The following is a 26,343-nucleotide window of genomic DNA, read 5'->3' on the forward strand; positions in this document are numbered from 1 at the left end:
GGAAATCGAGAAGCGAGATTATGAGCCGGGGTAGAACGGTTTTCCGATCGAAGCGGGCATGTTGATGCGGATGAAGGCCGGGTTGCGCGAGATCAGCGCCAGCACCACGATGGGCGCGATGTACTGCAGCATGCTGAGGAACTGCGGCGGCACGTCGACGCCGCTGCTCTGCAGGTGGAAGCCCAGCATCGAGACGCCGCCGAACAGGTAGGCGCCCAGCAGCACGCGGATCGGCCGCCAGGTGGCGAAGGTGGTGAGCGCCAGCGCGATCCAGCCGCGGCCCGCGACCATGCCCTCGACCCATAGCGGCGTATAGACGGTCGACAGGTACGCCCCCGCCAGGCCACAGAGCGCGCCGCCCGCGATCACCGCCATGAAGCGGATGCGCCGCACCGGATAGCCGAGCGCATGCGCCGACTCGGGCGACTCGCCCACCGAGCGCAGCACGAGCCCGGCGCGGGTGCGGTAGAGAAACCAGATGAGGCCGAAGGTCAGCACCACGGCGAAATACACCATGGGATGGTGGCGGAAAAGCGCGGGCCCGACGAGCGGGATGTCGCCGAGCACCGGCACCGCGTACGACACGCTTTCGGGCAGCTTGGCCTGCACGAAGTTGATACCCACGAAGGCGGAGAAGCCGACGCCGAAAAGGCTGAGCGCGAGGCCGGTGGCGTACTGGTTGGTGTTGAGCCAGATCACCAGCACGCCGAAGAAGGCGGCAAGCAGGGCACCGGCCGCCATGCCGGCCAGGAAGCCGAGCCAGGGGTTGTGGGTGATGACGACCGTCGCAAAGCCGGCGATGGCGGCGCAGAGCATCATGCCCTCGGCGCCGAGGTTGACGATGCCGGCCTTCTCGTTGATCAGGAGGCCCAGTGCCGCGATGGCGAGCACGGTGCCGGCGCTCAGCGTCGAGCCTAGGAGGAGTGCGTAGCTGTCCATGTCAGTGGCTTCCCCGTGCGTTTCGTTGTTCGGTTGTCTTCGGGCGCTCGTGTTCGGGGCGCGTGCACAGGCCACCGGGTACTCCCCTCCGCGAATGTCCCCCGGGGGCTGCGCCCCCTCCTCCTTGATTTCGCTGCGGGGAGCACCCGATGCCCTGTGCACCTGGGCACGCTGCTGTTGTGCGGCGGGCCATTCAAAGCACTCCTTCGGTCGAACGCACGGCCGGCGCCGTCAGCGGCGTGCTGGCTTGCAGCGAACTCGCCGTTCCCGTGGAAGCCGCCGTTTTTGCCGCGGCCTTGCGGCGGATGCGGTAGGCGATCAAGGTGTCGCAGGCCAGCAGCGTGAAGAGCAGCAAACCCTGGAACACGCCGGTCAGCGACTTGGGCAGGCCCAGGCGCGACTGCGCGAGCTCGCCGCCGATGTAGAACATGCTCATGAGGATGGCCGAGAACACCATGCCCACCGGATGCAGCCGGCCGACGAAGGCCACGATGATGGCCGCGAAGCCGTAGCCGGCCGGCACGTAGGGCGTGAGCTGGCCGAGCGGGCCGGCGACTTCGAGCGCGCCGGCCAGGCCCGCCGCGCCGCCCGAGGTCAGCAGCGCGATCCAGATGGCGCGCCGTGCCGAGAAGCCCGCATAGCGCGCGGCCGCGGGCGCGAGCCCGCCGACCTGCTGCGCAAAGCCAGCCCGCGTGCGGAACAGGAACACCCAGAGCGCGCCCACGCCCAGCAGCGCGATGATCAGCCCGATGCTCACGCGCGAACCCTTGAAGAGCCGCGGGATCTGCGTCACGGCCTCGAAGGTCTTCGACTGCGGAAAGTTGTAGCCCTGCGGATCCTTCCAGGGGCCGAACACCATGTAGCCCAGCAGCAGCGTGGCCACGTACACCAGCATCAGGCTCACGAGAATTTCGTTGGCGTTGAACCGGTCGCGCAGGAAGGCCACGATGCCCGCCCACACCATGCCGCCGACCGTGCCCGCAACGAGAATGGCCACCACGATCCACGAGCCCGTGCTCTTGTCGGCCATCAGCGCGACGCCGCCCGCGGCAATGGCGCCGAACACGAACTGGCCCTCGGCGCCGATGTTCCAGACGTTGGAGCGAAAGCACACCGCCAGCCCGAGCGCGATGATGAGCAGCGGCGTCGCCTTGATCGTGAGTTCGCCGATCGCGTAGCCGCTCTTGATCGGCTCGTAGAAGAACACCAGGAGGCCCTTGACCGGGTCCTTGCCGAGCGCGGCGAACAGCGCCACGCCGATCAGCACGGTGATCAGCAGCGCGAGGATCGGCGAGGCGAAGGTCCAGAAGCGCGACAGCTCCGGGCGCGGTTCGAGCTTAAGCATGGGTCGCCTCCTTGATGTTGTTGTTCTTTTTCTTCTCCCAGAGGCCGCTCATCCATTCGCCGATCTGCGGCAGCGTGGCGGCCGCGCGGTCGACGGAAGGCGACAGCCGGCCCTTGGCGATCACGTGCAGCCGGTCGCTGATGTCGAACAGCTCGTCGAGCTCTTCGCTCACCACCAGCACCGCGCAGCCGGCGTCGCGAAGCGCGAGGATCTCGCCGCGGATCAGCGCGGCCGCGCCCACGTCCACGCCCCAGGTCGGCTGCGACACGATGAAGAGCTTGGGGTTGGCGTCGATCTCGCGGCCGACGATGTATTTCTGCAGGTTGCCGCCCGAGAGCGATCGCGCCGCGGCATTCGGCCCGCCGGCCTTGACGTTGAAGCGCTCGATGATGGCCTTTGCATGCTTTTCGAGCGCCCCGGTGCGGATCCAGCCGCCCTTGCCTACCGCATTGCCGCGCGTGAGCAGCAGGTTGTGCGCAAGCCCGAGCGTGGGCACCGCGCCGCGGCCCAGCCGCTCCTCGGGCACGAAGTGCAGGCCCATTGCGCGCCGCGCGCGCGGCCGCAGCCGGCCGGCCGGCTTGCCGAACACCTGCACCATGGCGGACTCGGCGCGCACGTCCTCGCCCGAGAGCGTGTAGAGCAGTTCCTTCTGCCCGTTGCCGGACACGCCCGCAATGCCGACCACCTCGCCGGCGCGCACCTCGAACGAGATGCCGTCGAGGTCGACGCCGAACTGGTCCTCGCGCGCCAGCGTGAGCCCGTTCACGCGCAGCGCCACCGCGCCCGCGTGCACCGGCCGGTGCTGCAGCGGCGGCGGCTCGCTGCCGATCATCAGCCGCGAGAGCGATTCGTTGCTTTCGTCCTGCGGGTTGCACACGCCCGTGACCTTGCCGCCGCGCAGCACCGTGCAGGCCGTGCACAGCTCGCGGATCTCGTGCAGCTTGTGGCTGATGTAGAGGATGCTGCAGCCCTCTGACGCCAGCTTGTTGAGCACGCCGAAGAGCTTGATGACCGCCTGCGGCGTGAGCACCGAGGTCGGCTCGTCGAGGATCAGCAGCTTGGGGTTGGTGAGCAGCGCGCGGATGATTTCCACCCGCTGCATCTCGCCCACCGACAGCGTGTGCACCGGCCGCGAGGGATCGATGTCCAGGCCGTATTCGCTGGCCTTGGCCGTGATGCTGCGCGCCACCTCGGCCAGCTGCAGCGACTTGTCCAGGCCCAGCCACACGTTCTCGGCCACGGTCAGCGTGTCGAACAGGCTGAAGTGCTGGAACACCATGCTGATGCCCAGCGCCCTCGCCTGCTGCGGATTGCGCAGGCTCACCGCCTGGCCGTCGAAGACCACCGTGCCTTCGTCGGGCTTGACCGAGCCGTAGATGATCTTCATCAGCGTCGATTTGCCGGCGCCGTTCTCGCCGAGCACGGCATGGATCTCGCCGGGCGCCACGGCCAGCGAGATGTCGCTGTTCGCCACCACCGCGGGGTAGCGCTTGGTGATGTTCGCGAGCTGGAGTCTGGGGGTTGTCATGCCGGGTTCGTGGGTTTGTCTCGTTCAACAGCAACAAAGCGGAAGCAGCTATAAGTTTAATAGCAGCTTCCGCATCCATCGGCGCCCGACGGCGCGCCCCTCAGTGTCCGCCGATGTAGGCGAACTTGAACAGGAAAATCGCCGCGATCACCCAGACCATCGCATGCACTTCCCGTGCCCGGCCGGTGCAGAGCTTGAGCACCGCGTAGGTGATGAAGCCGAAGGCCAGGCCATTGGCGATCGAGTAGGTGAAAGGCATGGCCAGCGCGGTCACGGCCGCGGGGATCACCTCGGTGGTGTCTTCCCAGTCGAGCTCGACGAGGTCGCGCAGCATCAGGCAGCCCACGAAGAGCAGCGCCGGGGCGGTGGCATAGGCCGGCACCGATCCCGCGAGCGGCGAGATCATCAGGCAGGCGAGGAACAGCACCGCCACCACCACCGCCGTGAGGCCGGTGCGCCCGCCGGCCTGCACGCCGGCCGCGCTTTCCACGTAGGCCGTGGTGCTCGAGGTGCCGAGCAGCGAGCCCGCGAAGATCGCGCCGCTGTCGGCCAGGAGCGCCTTGTTCATGCGCTCCATCTTGCCGGGCACCAGGAGGCCCGCGCGCTTGGCCACGCCCATCAGCGTGCCGGTGGCGTCGAACATCTCGACCAGGAAGAACACCAGCACCACGTTCAGGATGCCGCCCTTGAGCGCGCCCAGGATGTCGAGCTGCATGAAGGTGGGCGCAATGGACGGCGGCGCATCGAACACGCCATGGAACTTGTTGCCGCCGAAGAAGAACGACAGCACCGTCACCAGCATGATGCCGATGAGGATGGCGCCGCGCACCTTGAGCCGGTCGAGCGTCACGATCACCAGGAAGCCCAGCGTCGCCAGCACCACCGGCGCCGAGTGCAGGTCGCCCAGCGTGACGAAGGTGGCCGGCGATGCCGCGACCACGCCCGCGCTCTTGAGCGCGATGAGCGCGAGGAACATGCCGATGCCCACGGTGATCGCCGTTCGCAGCGACTGCGGTATGCCCTGTATGAACAGCTCCCGCAGCCCCGTGACCGTGACGATCAGGAACAGCGTCCCCGAGATGAACACCGCGCCCAGCGCCACCTGCCACGTGTAGCCCATGCCCAGCACCACCACGTAGGCGAAGTAGGCGTTCAGTCCCATGCCCGGCGCCATCGCGATCGGGTAGTTGGCATACAGGCCCATGATCAGCGTGCCCAGCGCCGCGATCAGGCAGGTGGCCACGAAGACCGCGCCCTTGGGCATGCCCGCATCGCCGAGGATCGAGGGGTTCACGAAGATGATGTAGGCCATCGTCAGGAAGGTGGTGAGCCCTGCGATGACTTCGGTGCGCACGGTGGTGTTGTGCTCGGTCAGCTTGAACATGCGTTCAAGCCAGTTCGCGCCCTGCGGCGCGACGTGCGCGGCTGTCCCCGAGGCGTGGGGATCGGTGACCTTGGGCACCTCTTCAAACCTGTTCATGTCGCTTGTCTCCAGCTGTTGTATGTGGCGGTTCGTTCAAACATGCCTCGGCCGCGACGCCGGCGCGGCCAGAGGAAGAATCGTCAGGGCGGATCGGGGGCTTCGGCCGCGAAGGCGCGCGAGGCCGGCGTGGTGAAGGCGGGCCGCAGCGACGCCGCCACGTCCTTGATGCATTCGCGCAGCCAGCGCGCGGAACTCGACGAATGGGTGCGCTCGTGCCAGAGCTGGTAGTACATGAGGCGCGGCAGCGCCACCGGGCACTCGAGGATCTTCACCGGCAGGCGCGCGGCAAAGCGCTCGCAGTACTGGCGGCCGGTGGTGAGCACCAGGAGGCTCGACGCGACCATGTCCGGGATCAGGCTGAAGTGCGCGCAGCGCGCCGTGATGTTGCGCTGCCGGCCCAGCTCGTCGAGCATCTGGTCGATGATGCCGCGCCCGCCCGGGTGCATGGGCGTGGGGGCGATGTGCTCGGCCGCGAGCCAGGTCTCCAGGTCCCAGCCGCGGCGCACGGCCGGGTGGTCCTGGTTGACCAGCGACACCACCTCGTCGCCGAAGAGCCGCGCCATGTGCAGGTCTTCCGGCGGCTTGAGCCAGTTGCCGATCACCAGGTCGACCTGGCCGAGCGCGAGGTGGCCGTGGTAGTCGGAATCGGGCGTGAGCGCATGGATCTCGATCTGGCACAGCGGCGCCTCGCGCTTGACGTGCGCCACCAGCATCGGCAGGAACAGCGGGTCCATGTAGTCGCTTGCGGCGATGCGGAAGGTGGTGGCCGCCGACTGCGGCTCGAAGCCGCGCGCATCGGAAAAAAGCATCTCGGCCGCACGCAGGATGCTTGCGGCCGGCTCGATCATCCGCAGCCCCGCATCGGTCGGCACCATGCCCGAGCCCGATCGCACCAGCAGCGGATCGCCCGAGAGTTCGCGCAGCCGCTTCAGCGCGGCCGAGACGGCCGGCTGGTACATGCCCAAGCGAATGGCGGCGCGCGAGACGCTGCGGTCGGTCAGCACGGTGTGAAGCACCCTGATGAGATGAAGATCGATCTTGTCGAACAATGCCTGGTCACGCATGGCGTCCCCCCCGAGCAGCGGGCCGCACCAGCGGGCCGGCAAAGCCGGTTCCGCGGTGTTTCGCGAAGAGGACGAGGGCGTGGGGCATGGGGATGACTTTGGACATGCGCCAAAGTCTACGAGTGGCTAGGCGGACTGGACGGCCGTGATGGCGCGAAGGATCGATTCGCTCGTGGCCGGCGCCTTCAGCGGCGGATCGACCTTGTGCCCACCCGCGGCCGACACCGCATCGCGGATCGCGAAGAACACCGAGAACGGCAGCAAGAGCGGCGGCTCGCCCACGGCCTTGCTGCGGTGGATCGAGTCCTCGAAGTTCTGGCCTTCGAACAGGCGCACGTTGAAGACGGGCGGGCAGTCGTTGGCGGTCGGGATCTTGTAGGTGCTGGGCGCGTGCGTGGTGAGCTTGCCGCTTTGCGGATGCCACACCAGCTCCTCGGTGGTGAGCCAGCCCATGCCCTGGATGAAGGCGCCCTCGACCTGGCCGATGTCCACGGCCGGGTTCAGCGACTTGCCCGCGTCGTGCAGGATGTCGGCGCGCAAGAGCTTCCATTCGCCGGTGAGCGTGTCGACGATCACCTCGCTCACCGCCGCGCCGTAGGCGTAGTAGTAGAACGGGCGGCCCTGCATCCTGTCCTTGTCCCAGCTGAGGCCGGGCGTGGCATAGAAGCCGTCGGACCAGAGCTGCTTGCGGTCGAGATACGCCTCGCCCACCACGGTGCTGAAGGCCAGCGAGCGGCCGTTGACCTCGACCTTGTCGTTGGCAAAGCGCACCTCGCTCGCCTTGCCGCCATGGCGCTCGGCGGCGCTCTCGGCCAGGCGCTCGCGGATCTGGCGAGCGGCATCCTGCGCGGCCTTGCCGTTCAGGTCGGCGCCGGTCGATGCGGCCGTGGCCGAGGTGTTGGCCACCTTGGTGGTGTCGGTTGCCGTGACGCGCACGCGCTCGAAGCTCACGCCCAGCTCGTGCGCCACCACCTGCGCCACCTTGGTGTTGAGGCCCTGCCCCATCTCGGTTCCGCCGTGGTTCACGAGGATCGAGCCGTCGGTGTACACATGCACCAGCGCGCCGGCCTGGTTGAAATGCTTGACGTTGAACGAGATGCCGAACTTGAGCGGCGCGAGCGCGAGGCCGCGCTTGAGCACCACGCTCTTTGCATTGAACGCCGCGATCTCTTCGCGCCGCGCGCGATAGCCGCTGCTGGCTTCGAGGTCGGCCACCAGTTCGTGGACGATGTTGTCGGTCACGGTCTGGCGGTAGGGCGTGACGTTGTTCTGCGTCGTGCCGTAGAAGTTGACGCGCCGCACGTCGAGCGGATCGCGGCCCAGCGCGCGCGCCACCGAGTCCATGATGTTCTCGACGGCAATCGCGCCCTGCGGCCCGCCGAAGCCCCGGAACGCGGTGTTGCTCTGCGTGTTGGTCTTGCCCGAGTAGCCGTGCATGGCCACGTTGGGCAGCCAGTAGGCGTTGTCGAAGTGGCACAGCGCGCGCGTCATCACCGGGCCCGAGAGGTCGGCCGAGTGGCCGGCGCGCGACACCATGGTGATCTCCGCGCCGAGGATGCGGCCCTCGTCGTCGTAGCCCACGTCGTATTCGTACCAGAAGCAGTGGCGGCGGCCGGTGATCATGAAGTCGTCGTCGCGGTCGAGCCTGAGCTTGACCGGGCGCTGCAGCTGCCGCGCCGCGATGGCCGCCACGCAGGCGAACAGCGCCGACTGCGATTCCTTGCCGCCGAAGCCGCCGCCCATGCGCCGGCATTCCACATGCACTTCGTTCGACTGCAGGTGCAGCGCATGCGCCACCAGGTGCTGCATTTCGCTCGGATGCTGCGTCGAGCAATGGACGTGCAGCGCGCCGCCTTCCTTCGGAATGGCGTAGCTGATCTGGCCTTCGAGGTAGAACTGCTCCTGCCCGCCGACGTCGAGCGTGGACTTGTGGCGGTGCGGCGCCTTGGCGATGGCGGCGCGCACGGCGGCTTCGTCACCTTCGTTGGCGCTGCCGCCGCTGCGCACGATGTGCATCGGCGGCACCACGTACTGGCCGCGCGCATGCGCCTCCTGCGGCGTGATGACGGGCGGCTCGGCCTCGATGGTCATCGCCTCCTTGGCCCTGGAAGCGGCGCGGCGCGCGGCCTCGCGCGTCTCGGCGATCACGGCGAACACGGGCTGGCCAAGGTAGCGGATCTCGCCGCCCTCGTTCACGGGCAAGAGGATCGGATCGTCGTGAATGATCGAACCGCAGTCGTTGGTGCCCGGAATGTCGTCGGCCGTGAGCACCGCGATCACGCCGGGCATCGCGCGGATGGCGTCGAGCGACAGCGCCGTGATGCGGCCGTTGGCGGCGGGCGACAGGCCCAGCGCGCAATGCAGCGTGCCGGTGATTTCGGGAATGTCGTCGATGTAGGTCGCTTCGCCGGCCACGTGCAGGTGCGCCGATTCATGCGGCCGGCTGATGCCGACACGCGCGCCAAGGTCGTGCGCGATCGCCTCGGCCACGGGGTCGATGCGCGCGGCGGTGTTCTTCAGGTAGTCGGCAAAGGCCTCGGCGGGCTGCAGCAGGCGGGCGTCGATGGGTTTGTTCATGGTCAGGCTCCTTCGGCCGCGGCTTTGACGACGGCATGGGGCATCACGCTCCAGACACTGGTCTCCTCGAGCGACAGCGCATCTTCGGTGCGCGTTTCGAGCCAGAGGCGCTGGACGAGGTTCTGCGCCACCTGCAGCCGGTAGTCGGCCGAGGCGCGCATGTCCGACAGCGGCTTGAAGTCCTGGGCGAGCGCGAGCTTGGCGGCGGCAACACTGGCTTGGGTCCATGGCTTGCCGACGAGTGCGGCTTCGGCATTTGCGGCGCGCTTCACGATGGCGGCCATGCCGCCGAAGGCCAGGCGCACGGCCTTGACCGTGTCGCTGCCCGGCTCCAGTTCGATCGCGAAGCCTGCGCACAGGGCCGAGATGTCGCAGTCGAAGCGCTTGCTGATCTTGTAGGCGCGCACCTGGCGGCGCATGGCGGCCAGCGGCACCGCGAGCCCCTGCACGAACTCGCCAGGCTGCAGCTGGTTCTTCATGTAGTCGATGTAGAAGTCGGGCAGCGGCATGCGGCGCACTGCGTCGCCGCGGCGCAGCTCGATCTCGGCATCGAGCGACATCAGCACCGGCGGCGAATCGCCGATGGGCGAACCGTTGGCCACGTTGCCGCCCATGGTGCCGGCATGGCGGATCGGCGGCGAGGCAAAGCGCAGCCACACGTCCGCGAGGCTCGGCACGCGCTGCACCAGGGCTTCGAAGGCGGCTTCGAGCGAGGCGCCGGCGCCGATGTAGAGCTCGCCGCCTTGGCCGTTCTGCCGGGTCTCGATGGTCTTCATCTCGGCCACGTCGCCCACGTAGATGATGTCGCCGAGGTCGCGGAACTGCTTGTTGACCCAGAGGCCGACATCGGTCGAGCCGGCCAGCAGCTGGGCGCGCGGCTTCTGTTCGCGCAGCGCGGCCAACTGTGCCAGCGTCCGCGGCGCGTGGAAGTGGTCGATGCGGGCGCCGAGCGGCGCGGCGTAGTCCAGGCCGTCGTTCTGCAAGGCGGTGAGCGCCGCCACCACGGGCTTCGTGTCGAGCCGCACGGCCGGCAGGTCGAACATGCGCTGGCCGGCATCGAGGATCGGCCGGTAGCCGGTGCAGCGGCACAGGTTGCCCGAGAGCTCGTCGGCCAGCTGCTGCCTCGTGGGCTGCGTGCCCTCGGCCTGGTGGTGCTCGTAGGCGGACCACAGCGACATCACGAAGCCCGGCGTGCAGAAGCCGCACTGCGAGCCGTGGCAGTCGACCATCGCCTGCTGCACCGGATGCAGCGTGTGGACGGCGTGCTTCTTGCCGCTGTCCTGCGGCTGGGCCGCCGCGCACTGCGCCTTCAGGTCCTCGACCGTGAACAGCGCCTTGCCGTGCAGCGTGGGCAGGAACTGGATGCAGGCGTTGACCGTCTGCAGCTGCAGCCCGCCGACCGTGCCCGGCGCGTTGGCGTCGCTGGCCAGCTCGCCGATCACCACGGTGCAGGCGCCGCAGTCGCCCTCGTTGCAGCCTTCCTTGGTGCCGGTGCAGTGCGCGTCCTCGCGCAGCCAGTCGAGCACCGAACGGGTCGGATGGACGCCGCTGACGTCGACGATCCTGCCGCGGTGGAAGAAGCGGACGGGTTGCGTGCTGTTGTTGTTGCTGCTGCTCTCTGTGCTCATGCTCTTTGGCCTCGTGGGCGGCTCGGTTTCCCGGCCAAGCCTGGACGTTAGCCGCTTGTGCCCCTGCCCACATACCGCAGGCGCCATATTGCGTATGTGGACGCGGGTATGCGGCCTAGGGGGAAACCCTGGAGAGCGAGAGCAATTCCCGGGCCATGGGCCTGAGCGCGCCCATGGTGGCGAGCGCCGGGTACCGTCAGCCGCCGCCCGCCGCCGCCAGCGAGCGCGGCCGCATGTCGACCCAGTTCGCGTCGATGAAGGCATTGCAGGCGGCCCGGTCGGTCGCTGCCAGCGCCACCTGCCAGCCGGCGGGCACGGCGATGAAGGCGGGCCACAGCGAGTGCTGGCCCTCGTGGTTCACCAGCACCAGGAAGCTGGCGCTCTTGTCGTCGAACGGGTTGCTCATGTCGATTTCCTCGGGGTTCAGGCCACGGCCGCGGATGCGGGAGTTGTGGTGGTGCGGCGCAGCGCCGCCAGCGCCTCGGCGATGCCGGCGAGCGCCTGATGGCGCGCGAAATCCTCGCGCAATGCGGCCGCGCGCTGCCGGTAGCTGGACTCGCCCAGCACCTTGCGCACGGCGTCGCCGATCTGGCGCGCGCCCGGCTGGCCGCTGCCCAGGTTGATGCCCGCGCCCGACCAGGCCACGCGCGCGGCGATCTCGGGTTTCTCTTCGCTGGTGCCGGCCACCACCAGCGGCACGCCGAGGCTCAGTGCATGGTTGACCGAGCCGTAGCCGCCGTTGGTGACCATCGCATGCACCTTGGGCAGCAGCCGGTCGTAGGGCAAGAACGGCAGCACGCGCGCATTGGCGGGCAGGTTCGCAGCCAGCGCAGGCGGCACCGGGCCGCCGGTGGTGGCGATGGCGAGGACGTTGCTGTCGCCTGCCAGCGCCTGCAGCGCCGGGCCGATCAGCTGCGCCGGGTTCTGGTTGGCCAGCGTGCCCTGCGTCACCAGCACGACCGAGCGGCCGTCGTCCAGCTCGGGCCACCAGTCGGGCGGGGTGAAGCCGCGGCTCGCGGGCGCAAGCAGCGGCCCGACGAAGCGCACCGATGCGGGCAGGTCGCTGCGCGGGTATTCGAAGGAAGGCGCGGTGAGCTGCAGGTACAGGTCCGGCAGCTTGACCATCGCATCGACAAAGAACTCCGGCAGCGCGGGCAGGCCTGAGCGCGCCAGCAGGCCGTCGAAGTGGCGCTGCACCTCGCCGAACATCGCCTGCTTGAGGTTGGCGTTCATCGCCCGGTTGCGCGCGCGCCCTTCCGGCGTGCTCGACGGCGGCAGCGCAGTGCCGAAGAAGGCGGTGTCGCAGCTCGACAGCGGCAGCGCCGAGATGCCGATGGCGACGACGGCCGGACGCTTGTCGCGCGGGCCGAGCAGCAGCGGAAAGGTGCCGCAGAACATGGTGTCGACCACGATGGCATCGGCCTCGAATTCCTCGAGGATCGAACGCAGCCCCGCGTGCTGCGCGGCCATGGCATCGGCAAAGAAATGCTTGAGGCCGAAGCACAGCTGCGCATGCGCGGACGACAGGCGGCGGCGCTCGGGAAAGCGCTGGTCGAGGTCGCGGTAGTCGTGGTCGATCGCGGGTGCGAACGGCGTGAAGCCTGCGCCGGTGGCCTCGGCCTGCGCCCTGAACTGGCTCGCGGTGTGCACCCGCACCTCGTGCCCGAGGCCCACGAGATGCTGCGCGATCGCGAGCATCGGCAACACGTGGCCTGGCAAGGCGGTGGCCGCGATGAGATAGCTTGCCATTGCGTTCTTGCTCCTCCTATGAAGTGGTGGTTTCCGCGGCGCGGCGCGCCTTGGTGTCGATGCCCAGGTCGACGAAGTAGCGCTGCAGCAGCTCGCGGTCCACCGGCCGGATCGGCGCGCCGATGGCTGCGAGCTGCGCATGCGTGGCGGCGCCGCTCACCTGCGGCGGCGTGGCCGCCGTGTCGTAGCGGTCGAGAATCGCGAGCACCGCGGCCAGGTCGCGGTCCTGCACGGTGGCCAGCCTCTGGTGCGCGCGCTGCAGCCAGGGCTCGAGCCCCACGGGCTCCAGCCGCATGCCCATGCGCTCGAAGACCGGCGGAATGTCGCGCACCCGCAGCGCCTCCTGGCTCGTCAGGTGGAACACCTGGCCCCATGAGGCCTGCTGCCCCGCCAGGCCGAGGATGGCGCGCGCCACGTCGTCCACCGGCGTGAGGTTGAGCGGCAGATCCATGTCGGGAATCGCTTCCAGGTCGGCATAGAGGTGCGCCACGCGCCAGATCAGGTCGTCGGCGTTGCAGATCGCATGCGCGTGGTCGCCGGTGACGGCCCCGAGCCGGTAGATCGCCACCGGCATGCCCCGCGCCTGCGCCTCGCGGGCCAGCGCATCGCCGACCCACTTGCTCTGGCTGTAGCCGTCGACCAGCCCGCTCCAAGAGGCCAGCGCCGATTGCTCGGTGATGGTGTCTTCCTTGTTGTTCTGGTCGATCACCGCGAGCGTGGAGACGTAGTGCATGCTCTTCGCGCGGCCTTGCGCCGTCCATTCGAGCAGCGTGACCACGCTGTCGACGTTCGCGGGCTTGAGGCTCGCATAGGGATGCAAAAAGTCGACCTGCGCGGCGCAGTGGTAGATGGCGTCGCAGCCGTCCTGCACCAGCTGCACGGCGCGGTCGTCCAGGCCCAGGCGCGGCTTGCCGAGGTCGCCGGTCACGACCTGGATGCGCGCGTCGTCCCACACCGCGCCCAGCCGGCGCTGGACCAGCGTGCGCTTGAGGCGAAGCTCGCCGGCCTGCGCGTCCTCGGCGCGCACATGGCACACCACGCAGGCCGTGGTGCCGCGCAGCAATGCGGCCAGCAGGTGGCTGCCGACGAAGCCGCTCGCGCCGGTGAGGAACACGCGCTTCGGTTTCAGCGCCGGTGCAGCAGTGCCCTGCGGGCGGATGTGCGCGGGCAATTCGAGTTCGCGCGACAGGTCCAGCGCCTCGGCCCCACCGCCGGCGTTGTCGTCGATCCATGCGGCCAGCTCGGCAATCGAGGGGCGGTTGTAGACCTCGGCATGCGGGAAGTCCGCGCGCAGCTGCTGGCGGATGCGCATGCCGAGCTGGATCGCCATCAGCGAATGGCCGCCGATCTCGAAGAAGTTGTCGTGGATGCCGATGCGCTGCAGCTGCAGCGTCTCGGCCCACAGGTCCGCAAGCAGATTCTCGGTGGCCGTGCGCGGTGCCACGTACTGCGCGCCGGCCTGCTGCTGCTCGGGTGCGGGCAGCGCCTTGCGGTCGAGCTTGCCGCTCGGTGTCAGCGGCAGCGACGGCAGGTGCACGAAGGCCGAGGGCACCATGTAGTCGGGCAGCGCCTTCGCCATGTGCGCGCGCAGCTCGACCGGCTGCGGATCGGGGGCGGCGGCAAAGTAGGCCACCAGGCGCTTGTCGCCCGGGATGTCCTCGCGCACGACCACGGCGGCCTGCGTCACCTGCGGATGCTTCAGCAGCACCGACTCGATCTCGCCGGGCTCGATGCGGAAGCCGCGGATCTTCACCTGCTGGTCGGCGCGGCCCAGGAAGTCGAGGCTGCCGTCGCTGCGCCAGCGCGCGAGGTCGCCGCTGCGGTACATGCGGCTGCCGGGCTCGCCATACGGATTGGCAATGAAGCGCTCGGCGCTCAGCACGGGCCGCTTGAGGTAGCCGCGCGCCACGCCGCTGCCGGCGATGTACAGCTCGCCCGCAACACCGGGCGGCACCGGGCGCAGGCTGTCGTCGAGCACGTACATGCGCGTGTTCCAGACCGGCTGGCCGATGGAGGGCGGCTCCGTCGCATCCATCGGCGCGCTCATGCTCGCGCAGATGGTGATCTCGGTCGGGCCGTAGGCGTTGACCATGCGGCGGCCCTGCGACCAGCGCGCGGCCAGCGCCGCGGGGCAGGCGTCGCCGCCCACCACCAGCGTCTGGAACCGCGGAAATTCGCCTGGCGGCAAGGTAGCCAGCGCGGCAGGCGGAATCAGCGCGTGGCTGATGGCTTGCCTCTCGAGCAGCTCGGCCAAGTCCGTGCCCAGCAGCGGCTGCGCCGCGGGAAGCACCAGCGCGGCGCCGGCGTGGAAGGCCATCAGCTGGTCCATCACGGAAGCATCGAAGCCGCTGGAGGAGAACTGCAGCACGCGCGAAGCCGGCGTGATCGCAAGTCGCTCCATCATCGCGGCGCCCAGGCTGGCGAGGCCCGCATGCGGCACCACCACGCCCTTGGGCAGGCCGGTGGAGCCCGAGGTGTAGATGACGTAGGCGGCCTGCTGAGGATCGGCAACTTGCGCCGGCGCCGGATGATCGTCCGGCTGGATTGCCAGCGCGGCGACCGTCTCGTCGCCATCGAGCGCCACGCAGTGCGGCACGCCAGCCAGCTGTGGCAGGAGCGCGGCATGGGTCAGCACGGCGGCGGGCGCGGCTTCCTCGAACACGAAGGCGCTGCGCCCGGCCATGTGGGCCGGGTCGATCGGCAGGTAGGCCGCGCCAGCCTTGACGATGGCCAGGTGCGTCACCACGAGGTCGAGCGAACGCGGCAGCACCGTCGCGACGATGGCACCGGCGCCGATGCCCCGGCCGCGCAGCAGCTGCGCGAGCCGGTTGGCGCGCAGGTCGAGCTCGGCATAGCTCACGGTCACATCGTCGAGCACCACCGCCGCGGCCTGCGGTCGCTCGGCGGCGTGAGCCTGAACCATGGCGGCCAGGGTGAGCGGCGCCAGCTCGCGCGTGCGGCCGCTCCAGTCCTCCAGCACACGGCGGTTTTCCTCGGCGCTCAGGATGGCCAGGCTGGCGATGGGTTCGTCGGGCGCATCGCAGGCCTCTTCGAGCAGGCGCGCGAGCCGCGCCGCGATGGCCTCGACCGTGCCGCGGTCGAACAGGTCGGTGCTGTACTGGATGCCGCCGGCAATGCCGCCCGGCAGGCCGTCGGCACCGCGCTGCTCGTCGAGAATGAAGGACAGGTCGAACTTCGCGGTGTCCACGGCCACCGGCTGCGGCGTGATCGACAGGCCCGGCAGGCTGAAGGACAGCCGGTTGCTGCCCTGCTGGAAGCCCAGCATGACCTGGAACAGCGGCAGGTTGGCGCCCGAGCGGCCCGGCCGCAGCAGCTCTACGATGCGGTCGTACGGAAGCTCCTGGTTCGCATAGGCCGCCAGGTTGGTGCTGCGCACGCGCGCGATCAGCTCGCGCAGGCTCGGCTGCCCCGAGAGGTCGGTGCGCAGCACCAGCGCATTGACGAAGCAGCCGATCAGCTCGTCCAGCGCGTGGTCGCTGCGCCCGGCCACCGGCGTGCCGATGGCGATGTCGTCGCCGGCGCCGAGCCGGTGCAGCAGCCCCGCGAGTGCGGCCTGCAGCACCATGAAGACGCTGGCCTGGCCGTCGCGCGCCAGCTGCAGCATGCGCTCGTGCACGCGCGGCGCGATCTGCATCGGCACCACGTCGCCGCGGTAGCTGGGCACCGCCGGATGCGGGCGGTCGACGGGCAGGCTCAGCCGCTCGGGCAGGTCGCCCAAGGTCTCGCGCCAGAACTCGCGCTGGCGGCCGGCCATGCTCTCGGGGTCGTCTTCGCTGCCGAGCAGTTCCTGCTGCCACAGCGCGTAGTCGGCATATTGCAGCGGCAGCGGCGCCCAGCCCGGCGCCTTGCCTTCGCAGCGTGCGGCATAGGCCACGCTCAGGTCGCGCGCCAGCGGCAGCAGCGAGGCGCCGTCGCCGACGATGTGGTGCGTCAAGAGCAGCAGCACGTGTTCGTCGGCCGCCAGCCTGAACAGGTGCGTGCGCAACGGCGGCGTGGTGCCGAGCGCGAAGCCGCGGTGCGCCGCGGCATGCAGCTGCGTGGCGATGTCTTCCTCGCTGCTGTCGGCTTCGATCACCGCTGGCCACGCCTCAGCACCATCGAGGATGTGCTGGTAGGGCAGCCCGTCCTCGTTCGGGTAGATGGTGCGCAGGCTCTCGTGGCGCTGCACCAGGTCGCCCAGCGCCTCGTGCAGTGCCGCGCGGTCCAGCAGGCCGGAAAGCCGCAGCGCGAGCGGCATGTTGTAGGCCGGGTTGGCCTCTTCGAGCTGGTTCATCAGCCACAGGCGGCGCTGCGCGAAAGAAAGCGGAATGCGCGCCGGGCGCGGCATCGGCACGAGACTGGGGCGCGCCACCGTCTCCTGGTCGAGCAGCTCCGCGAGGCCGGCGATGGTGGAGACCTGGAACAGCGTGTCCAGCGGCAGGTCGATCATGAACTGCTGACGGATCATCGAGATCAGCTGCACGATCATCAGCGAGTGCCCGCCGAGCTCGAAGAAGTTGTCGTGGATGCCCACGCGCGGCAGGTGCAGCGTCTCGGCCCAGAGCCCCGCCAATATTCTTTCGGTGGGCGTGCGCGGTGCCGCATACGGCGTGGCGGCCTGCAGCTCGGGCGCCGGCAGCGCCTTGCGGTCGAGCTTGCCGCTCGGGCCCAGCGGCAGCGCCGGCAGGCTCACGAAGGCCGAGGGCACCATGTACTCGGGCAAGGCCTGCGCCAGGTGCGTGCGCAGCTCGGCGGCCTGCAGATCGGCCGCATCGGCAGCCACCACGTAGGCCACCAGGCGCTTCTCGCCCGGCACATCCTCGCGCGCAAGCACCGCGGCCTGCGCCACCTGCGGATGCCGCAGCAGCACCGACTCGATCTCGCCGGGCTCGATGCGCAGGCCGCGGATCTTCACCTGCTGGTCGGCGCGGCCCAGGAAGTCGAGGCTGCCGTCGCTGCGCCAGCGCGCAAGATCGCCGCTGCGGTACATGCGGCTGCCGGGCTCGCCGTACGGGTTGGCAATGAAGCGTTCGGCGCTCAGCAGCGGCCGCCCGAGGTAGCCGCGCGCCAGGCCGATACCCGCGATGTAGAGCTCGCCGGTCACGCCCGGCGGCACGGGCTGCAGGCCGCTGTCCAGCACATGCATCTGCGTGTTCCAGATCGGGCGGCCGATGGGAACGCTCGCCAGTGCCGCTGCGGCTTGCGGCTCGCGCGGGCATTCCCACGAGGTCACGTCGACGGCGGCCTCGGTCGGGCCGTAGAGGTTGTGCAGCTCGCAGGACAGGCGCTGCTGGAACTGCGACACCAGCGCGGGCGACAGGGCTTCGCCGCTGCAGATCACGCGCCGCAGCGTGCTGCAGGCGGACGCGGCGGGCTCGCGCAGGAAGACCTCGAGCATCGACGGCACGAAGTGGATCGTGGTGATGGCTTCGCTGGCAATCAGATCGGCCAGGTAGGCCGCATCCTTGTGGCCGCCCGGCTTTGCGAGCACCAGCGTGGCGCCGTCGATCAGCGGCCAGAAGAATTCCCAGACCGACACGTCGAAGCTCGACGGCGTCTTTTGCAGGACGCGGTCGTCGGCCCGCAGGCCGTAGCGGTGCTGCATCCAGCGCAGGCGGTTGACGATGGCTCGGTGCGACACCACCGCGCCCTTCGGCGTCCCGGTGGAGCCCGAGGTGTAGATCACATAGGCCGGATGGTCGGGGTCGATCGCCACGGCGGGATCGCTGTCGGCGCAACTCCCCAGTTCGGCAATCGTTTGCGGCAGGTCGAGCAGCAATTGCCCTGCGCCGCCCGGCAGCGTCTCCGCAAGCGCCATGGTCGTGATGAGGCACACCGGCTGCGCGTCGCCGAGCATGAAGGCGATGCGGTCCTGCGGAAAGTCGGGGTCGACCGGCAGGTAGGCGGCGCCCGTCTTCAGCGTGGCGAGCAGCGCCACCATCAATTCCATCGAGCGCGGAATGGCCAGCGCCACGGTGCGCTCCGGCCCCGCGCCGCGTGCGCGCAGCAGGTGCGCGAGGCGGTTGGCGCGGCGGTTCAGTTCGCCGTTGCGCATCGCCTCGCCTTCGAAGCGCAGCGCAATGCCTTGCGGGTCGGCTGCAAGCTGCGCCTCGATCAATGCGGTGAGATGGCTGGCGGGCACCGGGTGCGCCGTGCCGTTCCACTCCACCAGCAGTTGCGTGCGCTCATGCATGCTCAGCAGGTCGACATGGCCGATGGCCTGGTCCGGCTCGCGGATCACCGCGGCCATGAAGGCGAGCAGCCGGCGCTGATGGTCGGCCAGCCCTTGCGCGCTGTGCACCGCGGGGTTGGCGTCGAAGTCGATCTGCAGGTCCTGCCCGTTGCCGCGTTCGTACAGGAAGATGCCCAGGTCCTCGGCCGTGCCGTTCGACAGGTTGCGCGGCTTCGCGGCATGGCCCGCAAAGCGGAAGTCGTAGTCGAAGGGCTCGACGTTGACCACCGTGGTGAACAGCTGCCGGTTGGCAACCAGCATGTTGAGATCGCTGCGCAGGTGCTCGTAGCGGTAGCTCTGGTGCCTGAGGATCTGCCGCATCTGCCGGCCGACCTCGCGAATCAGTTCCGGGATCGGCAGGTCCGCGCGCATCGCCAGGCGCAGCGGCAGCGCGTTGGCCACCATCGCCGGCACGCGCCGCATGCGGTCGTTGTGGCGCGCCGTCACGGGGATGCCGATCACCATGTCCTCGATGCCGGTGGCGCGGTACAGGTAGGCCGCGGTGGTGGCGATGAGGATCTGCGGCAGCGTGGTCCCGAGCTCTTGCGCAATGGCCTGCAGGGCCTGCACGCTGGCGGCCGGCAGATGCACCGTCTGGCGCAGCAGGCCGCCGATGTTGACCGAACGCTGCGAGGCCAGGCTCAGCGGATCCGGTGCATCGCCGAAGCGCTCGACCCAGTACTGGCGGTCGCGCGGAAAGCGGCCCGACGCGCGGTAGGCGTTGTCTTCCTCGGCCAGCTGCGAGATCGGCGCGAGGCGCGATTCATCAGGCACTGCCGCGCTGCCTTCGGCCATGGCGCTGTAGACGTCCGCGAAGCGGCGCGCAATGAGCCCGCCGCCAAAGCCGTCGAGCACGATGTGGTGGCTTCGGTGATACCAGATGTGGCGCGCGGGCGAGAGGCGGATCAGCGCCGAGAGCCACAGCGGCCCCGTCGCCAGGTCGATGTTGCGCGTGAAGTCGGCGCGCATCCAGCGCTCGGCCTCGGCCTGCGGATCGCGCTCGTCACTCAAGTCGAGGTACGGAATCTCGCCGGTGAAGGTGGGCGCCACGACCTGGCGCGGCCCTGCGTCGGTATCGACAAAACTCAGCCGCGTGGCTTCGGCTTCATCGGCCACCTGGCGCATGGCGGCAACGAAGATGGCGCGGTCGATGGGGCCATCGATCTCGATGGCTTCGGCAAGATTGAAATTGGTGTCGGGCGACGCGAACTTTGCGCCGAGCCACATCGCCATCTGACCCGAGGTAAGGGGCGCGGTGCGGCCCAGGTGATCGGCGGTAGTCATGCACTTCTCCAGCTCTTGAATGAAATCGGCAACGCAACGCTGCATGGGCGCGTGGGATGAACGCGCCAAACCACTCTACAAGTGGTTGCAACAATTTCAGTGACGCTTTTCCGGGCACGAAAATTTCACGCGCGGCCTTGAGCGAGAAAGGTTTCAGCGGGAAGTGAACATTCGATCGGCGATGGTCGAATGCGAAGGCTTTCATCGTATTTCCGGGGCCCGACACCCGGAAAACCGTTGTTGCAATGCAGCAACTTGGTACAAATTCCGTAGGGGCATCCATCGGCGTGCGAACGGCCGCGCAAAAAAAACGCGCCCCGCGGCGCGTACTTTCGATGGATGCCCGGGCTGCGGGCGCGGTCCGCGTCAGCGCACCATGTCCCATCCCATCATCAGCGCCGCGAAGCCCATCAGGGCCGTGCCGCCCCACCCGAGCCAGCGCGTGCGGCGCCCCGAGGTGAACAGGCCCATCACCTTCTCGCGCGACACCAGCACCATCATCGCGGCCATGATCGGCACGGCGACCACGCCGTTGATCACGGCGCTCCAGTACAGCGCCTTCATCGGATCGATCGGGGTGAAGTCGAGCGCGGTGCCCACCAGCGTGGCCACCGCGATGATCCCGTAGAACTCCTTGGCTTCGCGCCAGTGCCGCTCCAGCCCTTCTTCCCAGCCGAAGGCCTCGGCCACCGCATAGGCAGCCGACGAGGCCAGCACGGGCACCGCCAGCAAGCCGGTGGCGATGATGCCGCCCGCGAAGAGCCAGAACGCGAAGTCGCCCGCCAGCGGCCGCAGCGCCTCGGCCGCCTGCGCCGCCGAAGACACGTCGTGCACCCCCGCCGCAAACAGCACCGCCGCGCCCACCACCATCACGAAGAAGGCGATCACGTTCGAGAAGGTCATGCCCAGCCAGGTGTCGAGCCGCACGCGCCGCAGGTCGCGCCACACCTCCTGGTCGGTGCCGCGCCGCCCGCCCCTGAGCCGGAGCTCCTCGACTTCCTGCGAGGCCTGCCAGAAGAACAGGTACGGCGAAATGGTGGTGCCCAGCAGCGCCACGATCATCATCCAGTAGCTGCCGTTCCACTGCAGCCGGGGCACCACGAGGTCGTGCAGCACATGGCCCCATTCCACCTGCACCGCGAACACCGCGGCCACGTAGGCAAATAGCGTGAGCGTCAGCCACTTGAGGATGTGGGCCAGCTTGCGGTAGGGCACGAACACCTGCAGCAGCACCGTGACCACGCCGAACATCAGCGAATGGAAGTGCGCGCCGCCGCCCACCACCAGCTGCAGCGCCTCGCCCATGGCCGCGATGTCGGCCGCGATGTTGATGGTGTTGGCCACCACCAGCAGCGACACCAGGGCGAACAGGAAGCCGCGCGGCATGTGCTCGCGCAGGTTGGCCGCCACGCCCTTGCCCGTGACCCGGCCGATGCGCGCCGACACCAGCTGGATCGCCACCATGAACGGTAGCGACAGGAACACCGTCCAGAGCAGGCCGGTGCCGAACTGGGCGCCGGCCTGGGTGTAGGTGGCGATGCCGGAGGGGTCGTCGTCGGCCGCACCGGTGACGACGCCAGGCCCCACGTGGCGCAGGAACGACGGAATACGTTTCTTCATGTGGCCCGATCGTGGCACGCCGAGCCTGACCGCCAGATGATCTTGCGCAGGCTTTTCACCGAAAAGATGCGCGAAGATCCTGCGCCTTTCCCCTACCCCGCCCGCTCGGAGAACAGCGCCGTGATCACCTGGCGCAGCCAGCGGTTCGCCGGATCGGCCTCGAAGCGCCTGCTCCAGTGCAGCGACACCGTGAAGTCGCGCAGCGGAAACGGCGGCTCGACGATGGCGTAGCCGCCTTCCTCGGCAAAGCCGCGCGCGATGTTGCGCGGCATCACCACCGCCAGGTCGGTGGCGCGCACGATGGCCGGCAGCACCATGAAGTGCTCGGTGGTCAGGCGCAGCCGGTCTTCGAGGTTCAGCAGCTGCAGGATGCGCAGCGTCTCGGCGTGCGTGCGCACCGCCACGTAGTCGAGCTCCTGCAGCGCCTCGAGCAGCGCCTGCCCGCTGCGGCGCCGCTTCGTCACGAACGGGTGGCCCTTGCGCAGCAGCACGATGTAGCGGTCCTTCAGCAGCTGGGCGCGCTGCGTGTCCTTCACCTTGGGCAAAAAGCCGAAGGCGAAGTCGATCCGGCCGCTGTCGAGCGCGGCGGCAATGTCGCCGGTGGCCAGCGGCATGGTCTCGACGCGCACGCCCGGCGCCAGCTCGCGCAGCCGCGCCATCAGCGCGGGCAGGAAGCGGCCTTCGCCGATGTCGCTCATGTGGATGCGGAACAGCTTGCGCGAAGCGGCCGGGTCGAAGCGCTCGGGCTCGGCCAGCGCCTGCTGCAGCATGGCCAGCGCCGCCTGCACCGGCACCGCCAGCCGCTCCGCCCGCGGCGTGGGCGCCACGCCGCCGGGGGTGCGCGTGAAGAGCGCATCGCCCAGCAACAGGCGCAGCCGCGTGAGGCCATGGCTGGCCGCCGGCTGCGTGAGGCCCAGCGCGTCGGCCGCGCGGCTCACGCTGCGGGCGCGGAAGACCGCATCGAAGAGCCGCAGCAGGTTGAGGTCGAGCTTTTCGATATGCATGGCGTTCATGTTGGATAGCTTGCTTATTTTATTGATGTATGGCGGCGCGCCGACCACACTGCGAGACCCCCAGAAAAAAGAGACACGATGGAAGTTTCATTCAGCAAGGAAGTCGAGCTGCTGCGCCTGGGCGCCGGCGACACCTTCCACGGCGAGGGCATCCTCGCGATCACCAAGGGCCTGCTGCAGTCGGGCGTGGCCTACGTGGGCGGCTACCAGGGGGCGCCGGTGTCGCACCTGCTCGACGTCATGGTGCAGGGCAAGGCCTACATGGACGAGCTCGGCGTGCACGTGGAAGCCTGCTCCAACGAAGCCTCGGCCGCGGCCATGCTCGGCGCCTCCATTCATTACCCGCTGCGCGGCGCCGTCACCTGGAAGTCGATAGTCGGCACCAACGTGGCGGCCGATGCGCTCTCCAACCTGTCGTCGCCCGGCGTGACCGGCGGCGTGCTGGTGGTGGTGGGCGAGGACTACGGCGAAGGCGCCAGCGTGATCCAGGAGCGCACGCATGCCTATGCGCTCAAGTCGAGCATGTGCCTGCTCGATCCGCGGCCCGACCTGGGCGTGATGGTGCGCATGGTGGAAGAAGGCTTTCGCCTGTCGGAAGCCTCCAACATGCCCTGCCTGATGGAGCTGCGCATTCGCACCTGCCACGTGCGCGGCAGCTTCGAGTGCAGGGACAACATCGCGCCCGCCGTCTCGACCCGCGCGCTGATGAGCGAGCCCGCGGGCTTCGACTACATGCGGCTCGCGCATCCGCCCGTCACCTTCCGCCATGAAAAACTCAAGGGCGACGAGCGCATTCCGGCGGCGCGGCGCTACATCGTGGAGCACGGGCTCAACGAGCTGGTGCCGGGCGGCCGGCATGCCGACCTCGGCATCGTGGTGCAGGGCGGGCTCTACAACGCGCTCATCCGCAGCCTGCAGCAGCAGGGCCTGGCCGATGCCTTCGGCGAGACCGACATTCCGATCCTGGTGCTCAACGTGACCTACCCGCTGGTGCCCGAGCAGGTGGCCGACTTCTGCCTGGGCAAGCGCGCCGTGCTGGTGGTGGAGGAAGGCCAGCCCGAATACATCGAGCAGGACATCGCCACCCTCTTGCGCCGGCGCGACATCCAGACGCCGCTGCACGGCAAGGACATGCTGCCCGCGGCCGGCGAATACGGCGTCGAGGTGCTCGCGGGCGGCCTCGGCGCGTTCGCCGCGAAGTACATCGAGAGCGGCGAAGCTTCGTCTTCCGCAGAGGCCTGGCTGGCCGGCAACCGCGAGCGCCGCGAGGCGGTGGCGCGCCAGCTCGAGACGCTGCTGCCCAACCGGCCGCCGAGCTTCTGCGTCGGCTGCCCCGAGCGGCCGGTGTTCTCGGCGCTCAAGCTCGCGCAGCAGGAGACCGGGCCTGTGCACATCGCGGCCGACATCGGCTGCCATGCCTTCGGCACCTTCGAGCCCTTCTCGATGGGGCATTCGATCCTCGGCTACGGCATGAGCCTGGCAAGCCGCGCGGGCGTGGCGCCCATGATGAACCGCCGCACCCTGTCGATCATGGGCGACGGCGGCTTCTGGCACAACGGATTGCTCACCGGCGTGCAGAGCGCGCTCTTCAACGGCGACGACGCGGTGCTGCTGATCTTCAAGAACGGCTACACCTCGGCCACCGGCACGCAGGACATCATCTCCACGCCCGACGACGAGACGAAGGAGCGCGCCGTCGACAAGCAGCAGAGCCTGGTCGACAAGAACCAGACCATCGAGGCCACGCTGAAAGGCCTGGGCGTGCAGTGGATGCGCACCGTCACCACCTACGACGTGGAGCGCATGCGCAAGACGCTGACCGAGGCGCTCACCAGCGACTTCAACGGCCTCAAGGTGGTGATTGCCGAGGGCGAATGCCAGCTCGAGCGGCAGCGCCGCATCAAGCCCTGGATTGCCGGCCTGCTCAAGAAGGGCGAGCGCGTGGTGCGCGTGAAGTACGGCGTGGACGAGGACGTGTGCAACGGCGACCACGCCTGCATCCGCCTGTCGGGCTGCCCCACGCTCACGCTCAAGGACAACCCCGATCCGCTCAAGGTCGACCCCGTGGCCACCGTGATCGACGGCTGCGTGGGCTGCGGCCTGTGCGGCGAGAACGCGCATGCGGCCACGCTGTGCCCGAGCTTCTACCGCGCCGAGGTGGTGCAGAACCCCAAGTGGCACGAGCGCCTGCTGCACACGCTGCGCGGCGCCGTGGTGCGCGTGCTGCAACCCGCATGAGAGACGACCACATGGAACAGAACCGCCCCATCTCCCTGCTCGTCTGCGCCCTGGGCGGCGAAGGCGGCGGCGTGCTCACCGAATGGCTGGTCGACATCGCGCGCCATGCCGGCCATGCCGCGCAGAGCACGTCGATTCCGGGCGTGGCGCAGCGCACCGGCGCCACCACCTACTACATCGAGGTGTTCCCGGTGCCGCTCGCGCAGCTGGCCGGCCGGCGCCCGGTGTTCAGCCTGAGCCCGGTGCCGGGCGCGCTCGACGCCATCGTGTCGTCGGAGCTGCTCGAGACCGCGCGCCAGATCGGCAACGGCATGAGCGCGCCGCTGCGCACGCTGGTCATCAGTTCGTCGGCGCGCATCTTCACCACCGCCGAGCGCATGCAGCCCGGCGACGGCCGCGCCGATGCGCAGCGCCTCGTCGACGTGGTCAAGGCCTTCAGCCGCGAACACCATGTGTTCGACATGAACGCCATGGCGCGCGAAACGGGCACGGTGGTCAGCGCGGTGATGCTCGGCGCCATCGCGGGCAGCGGCCTGTTCCCGTTCCCGCGCGAGGCCTATGAACACGTGGTGCGCGGCGGCGACGCCCGCGCGCCCGAGAAGCTGGGCAGGATGGCCGCGGCCAGCCTGCGCGGCTTTGCGGCCGGCTTCGAGGCCGTGGGCACGCCGCGCGCGCAGGCCGCCTTCGTGAGCAGCGTGCTGGCCGCCGACACCCGCGACGCGCCGCCACCGCCGCGCGCATTGCCGGACGAACTGGCGCAGCGCTTTCCGCCCGCCGTGCACGACATGCTCGCGCTCGGCCATGCGCGCGTGCTCGACTACCAGGACGCCGCCTACGCCGCGCTCTACGCCGAGCGGCTGGGCCGGGTGCTCGATGCCGAACGCGCGGCCGACCCGGCCGGCGCGCAGGGCTTTGCCACCACCCGCGAAGCCGCGCGCTGGCTCGCGCTGTGGATGGCCTTCGACGACATCGTGCGCGTGGCCGCGCTCAAGGGCCGCGCCAGCCGTGCGCAGCGCGTGCGGCATGAAGTGCGCGCGGCCGAGGAAGACATCGTGAAGGTCTACGACCATTTCAAGCCCGGCGCGGCCGAGTTCGCCGCGCTGCTGCCGCCGGGCCTGGCGCGCCGCGTCACCGCATGGGACCGCGGCAGGCAGGCCCGCGGCCTCGTGCCCTGGGCGCTGCCGTTGAAGGTGGGCAGCCATTCGGTGGCCGGCATGGCGTCGCTGCGCCTCTTGTCATCGCTGAAGTGGCTGCGCCGCCGCGGCCAGCGCTTTGCCGAGGAACAGGCACTGATCGAGCGCTGGCTCGCGGCGGTGGAGGCCGGCACGCGCGAGGCCTGGGCACTGGGCCACGAGCTTGCGCTGTGCGGCCGGCTCATCAAGGGCTATGGCAGCACCAACGAGCGCGGCAAGGAAAACCTGCTGCACCTGGCCGGCCATCTGGCGGCGCAGCCCGGCGTGGCGCCGGCCGAGCGCGCCCAATCGGTGGCGGCGGCGCGCACCGCCGCGCTGGCCGACGATGCCGGCCGCGCGCTCGATGCCGCGCTGGTGGCGCACGGCGCGCCCGCCCGCCCGGTCAAGGCCCAGCCGATCCGCTGGATGAAGCGCAAGCCCGCGGGCAGCGCCTGAGGCCGAGGCACCCAC

At 69.4% G+C, this 26,343-nt stretch carries 14 protein-coding genes; 2 read left to right on the plus strand and 12 right to left on the minus strand.

Going from position 1 to position 26,343, the window contains the following annotated elements:
- Nucleotides 1-18 precede the first annotated feature (18 nt).
- The 12 genes from AC1DSC_RS14050 to AC1DSC_RS14105 all read right to left on the minus strand — a co-directional run bounded on the left by AC1DSC_RS14050 (nt 19) and on the right by AC1DSC_RS14105 (nt 22,462).
- On the minus strand, nt 19-939 hold the full coding sequence (locus tag AC1DSC_RS14050) for an ABC transporter permease (protein ID WP_015866677.1): 921 nt from the start codon (nt 937-939) through the stop codon (nt 19-21).
- Nucleotides 940-1,132: 193 nt separating this feature from the next.
- A complete protein-coding gene (locus AC1DSC_RS14055) occupies nt 1,133-2,284 on the minus strand; it encodes an ABC transporter permease (protein WP_278879305.1) in 1,152 nt (383 codons plus the stop codon).
- Nucleotides 2,277-3,812, minus strand: coding sequence for an ABC transporter ATP-binding protein (locus AC1DSC_RS14060; RefSeq protein ID WP_062365911.1), 1,536 nt, complete (start codon nt 3,810-3,812; stop codon nt 2,277-2,279). Before AC1DSC_RS14060 ends, AC1DSC_RS14055 begins: the two co-directional genes overlap by 8 nt.
- A gap of 100 nt (nt 3,813-3,912) precedes the next feature.
- Nucleotides 3,913-5,196 (minus strand): NCS2 family permease, encoded by a 1,284-nt coding sequence (locus AC1DSC_RS14065; protein ID WP_208856333.1) that lies wholly within the window; start codon nt 5,194-5,196, stop codon nt 3,913-3,915.
- 179 nt (nt 5,197-5,375) lie between these two features.
- Complete coding sequence (locus AC1DSC_RS14070; RefSeq protein WP_015866681.1) at nt 5,376-6,359, minus strand: LysR family transcriptional regulator; 984 nt, start codon at nt 6,357-6,359, stop codon at nt 5,376-5,378.
- Between the two features lie 126 nt (nt 6,360-6,485).
- Nucleotides 6,486-8,936, minus strand: coding sequence for a xanthine dehydrogenase molybdopterin binding subunit (gene xdhB, locus AC1DSC_RS14075; protein WP_369663300.1), 2,451 nt, complete (start codon nt 8,934-8,936; stop codon nt 6,486-6,488).
- Between the two features lie 2 nt (nt 8,937-8,938).
- On the minus strand, nt 8,939-10,564 hold the full coding sequence (gene xdhA / locus AC1DSC_RS14080) for a xanthine dehydrogenase small subunit (RefSeq protein ID WP_369663301.1): 1,626 nt from the start codon (nt 10,562-10,564) through the stop codon (nt 8,939-8,941).
- Nucleotides 10,565-10,760: 196 nt separating this feature from the next.
- Entirely contained in the window at nt 10,761-10,970 is a 210-nt protein-coding gene (locus AC1DSC_RS14085) for an MbtH family protein (protein WP_018905360.1), read from the minus strand.
- Between the two features lie 17 nt (nt 10,971-10,987).
- On the minus strand, nt 10,988-12,313 hold the full coding sequence (locus AC1DSC_RS14090) for a glycosyltransferase (protein ID WP_369663302.1): 1,326 nt from the start codon (nt 12,311-12,313) through the stop codon (nt 10,988-10,990).
- 16 nt (nt 12,314-12,329) lie between these two features.
- Nucleotides 12,330-19,829, minus strand: coding sequence for a non-ribosomal peptide synthetase (locus AC1DSC_RS14095; RefSeq protein ID WP_369663303.1), 7,500 nt, complete (start codon nt 19,827-19,829; stop codon nt 12,330-12,332).
- 366 nt (nt 19,830-20,195) lie between these two features.
- The gene (locus tag AC1DSC_RS14100) at nt 20,196-21,449 is read right to left on the minus strand and encodes an Nramp family divalent metal transporter (RefSeq protein WP_369663304.1); all 1,254 of its coding nucleotides are present in this window, start codon (nt 21,447-21,449) and stop codon (nt 20,196-20,198) included.
- Nucleotides 21,450-21,541: 92 nt separating this feature from the next.
- Nucleotides 21,542-22,462 carry a LysR family transcriptional regulator gene (locus AC1DSC_RS14105; protein WP_278877382.1) on the minus strand — a complete coding sequence of 307 codons (921 nt, stop codon included), beginning with the start codon at nt 22,460-22,462 and terminating at the stop codon, nt 21,542-21,544.
- Nucleotides 22,463-22,540: 78 nt separating this feature from the next.
- On the opposite strand from AC1DSC_RS14105, the gene AC1DSC_RS14110 reads away from it, so the two are divergent.
- Together AC1DSC_RS14110 and AC1DSC_RS14115 are read left to right on the plus strand one after the other, a co-directional pair.
- Nucleotides 22,541-24,700: a thiamine pyrophosphate-dependent enzyme gene (locus tag AC1DSC_RS14110; RefSeq protein ID WP_369663305.1), complete on the plus strand. Its 2,160-nt coding sequence runs from the start codon at nt 22,541-22,543 to the stop codon at nt 24,698-24,700.
- Nucleotides 24,701-24,711: 11 nt separating this feature from the next.
- The gene (locus tag AC1DSC_RS14115; RefSeq protein ID WP_369663306.1) at nt 24,712-26,328 is read left to right on the plus strand and encodes an indolepyruvate oxidoreductase subunit beta family protein; all 1,617 of its coding nucleotides are present in this window, start codon (nt 24,712-24,714) and stop codon (nt 26,326-26,328) included.
- The last annotated feature ends 15 nt before the right edge of the window (nt 26,329-26,343 follow it).

The organism is Variovorax sp. 01N425 (assembly GCF_056399465.1).

Excerpts from the sequence above, each read along its gene's own strand:
- AC1DSC_RS14050 (WP_015866677.1), bottom strand. The coding sequence starts at position 939 with ATGGACAGCTACGCACTCCTCCTAGGCTCGACGCTGAGCGCCGGCACC.
- AC1DSC_RS14055 (WP_278879305.1), bottom strand. The coding sequence starts at position 2,284 with ATGCTTAAGCTCGAACCGCGCCCGGAGCTGTCGCGCTTCTGGACCTTC.
- AC1DSC_RS14060 (WP_062365911.1), bottom strand. The coding sequence starts at position 3,812 with ATGACAACCCCCAGACTCCAGCTCGCGAACATCACCAAGCGCTACCCC.
- AC1DSC_RS14065 (WP_208856333.1), bottom strand. The coding sequence starts at position 5,196 with ATGTTCAAGCTGACCGAGCACAACACCACCGTGCGCACCGAAGTCATC.
- AC1DSC_RS14070 (WP_015866681.1), bottom strand. The coding sequence starts at position 6,359 with ATGCGTGACCAGGCATTGTTCGACAAGATCGATCTTCATCTCATCAGG.
- xdhB (WP_369663300.1), bottom strand. The coding sequence starts at position 8,936 with ATGAACAAACCCATCGACGCCCGCCTGCTGCAGCCCGCCGAGGCCTTT.
- xdhA (WP_369663301.1), bottom strand. The coding sequence starts at position 10,564 with ATGAGCACAGAGAGCAGCAGCAACAACAACAGCACGCAACCCGTCCGC.
- AC1DSC_RS14085 (WP_018905360.1), bottom strand. The coding sequence starts at position 10,970 with ATGAGCAACCCGTTCGACGACAAGAGCGCCAGCTTCCTGGTGCTGGTG.
- AC1DSC_RS14090 (WP_369663302.1), bottom strand. The coding sequence starts at position 12,313 with ATGGCAAGCTATCTCATCGCGGCCACCGCCTTGCCAGGCCACGTGTTG.
- AC1DSC_RS14095 (WP_369663303.1), bottom strand. The coding sequence starts at position 19,829 with ATGACTACCGCCGATCACCTGGGCCGCACCGCGCCCCTTACCTCGGGT.
- AC1DSC_RS14100 (WP_369663304.1), bottom strand. The coding sequence starts at position 21,449 with ATGAAGAAACGTATTCCGTCGTTCCTGCGCCACGTGGGGCCTGGCGTC.
- AC1DSC_RS14105 (WP_278877382.1), bottom strand. The coding sequence starts at position 22,462 with ATGAACGCCATGCATATCGAAAAGCTCGACCTCAACCTGCTGCGGCTC.
- AC1DSC_RS14110 (WP_369663305.1), top strand. The coding sequence starts at position 22,541 with ATGGAAGTTTCATTCAGCAAGGAAGTCGAGCTGCTGCGCCTGGGCGCC.
- AC1DSC_RS14115 (WP_369663306.1), top strand. The coding sequence starts at position 24,712 with ATGGAACAGAACCGCCCCATCTCCCTGCTCGTCTGCGCCCTGGGCGGC.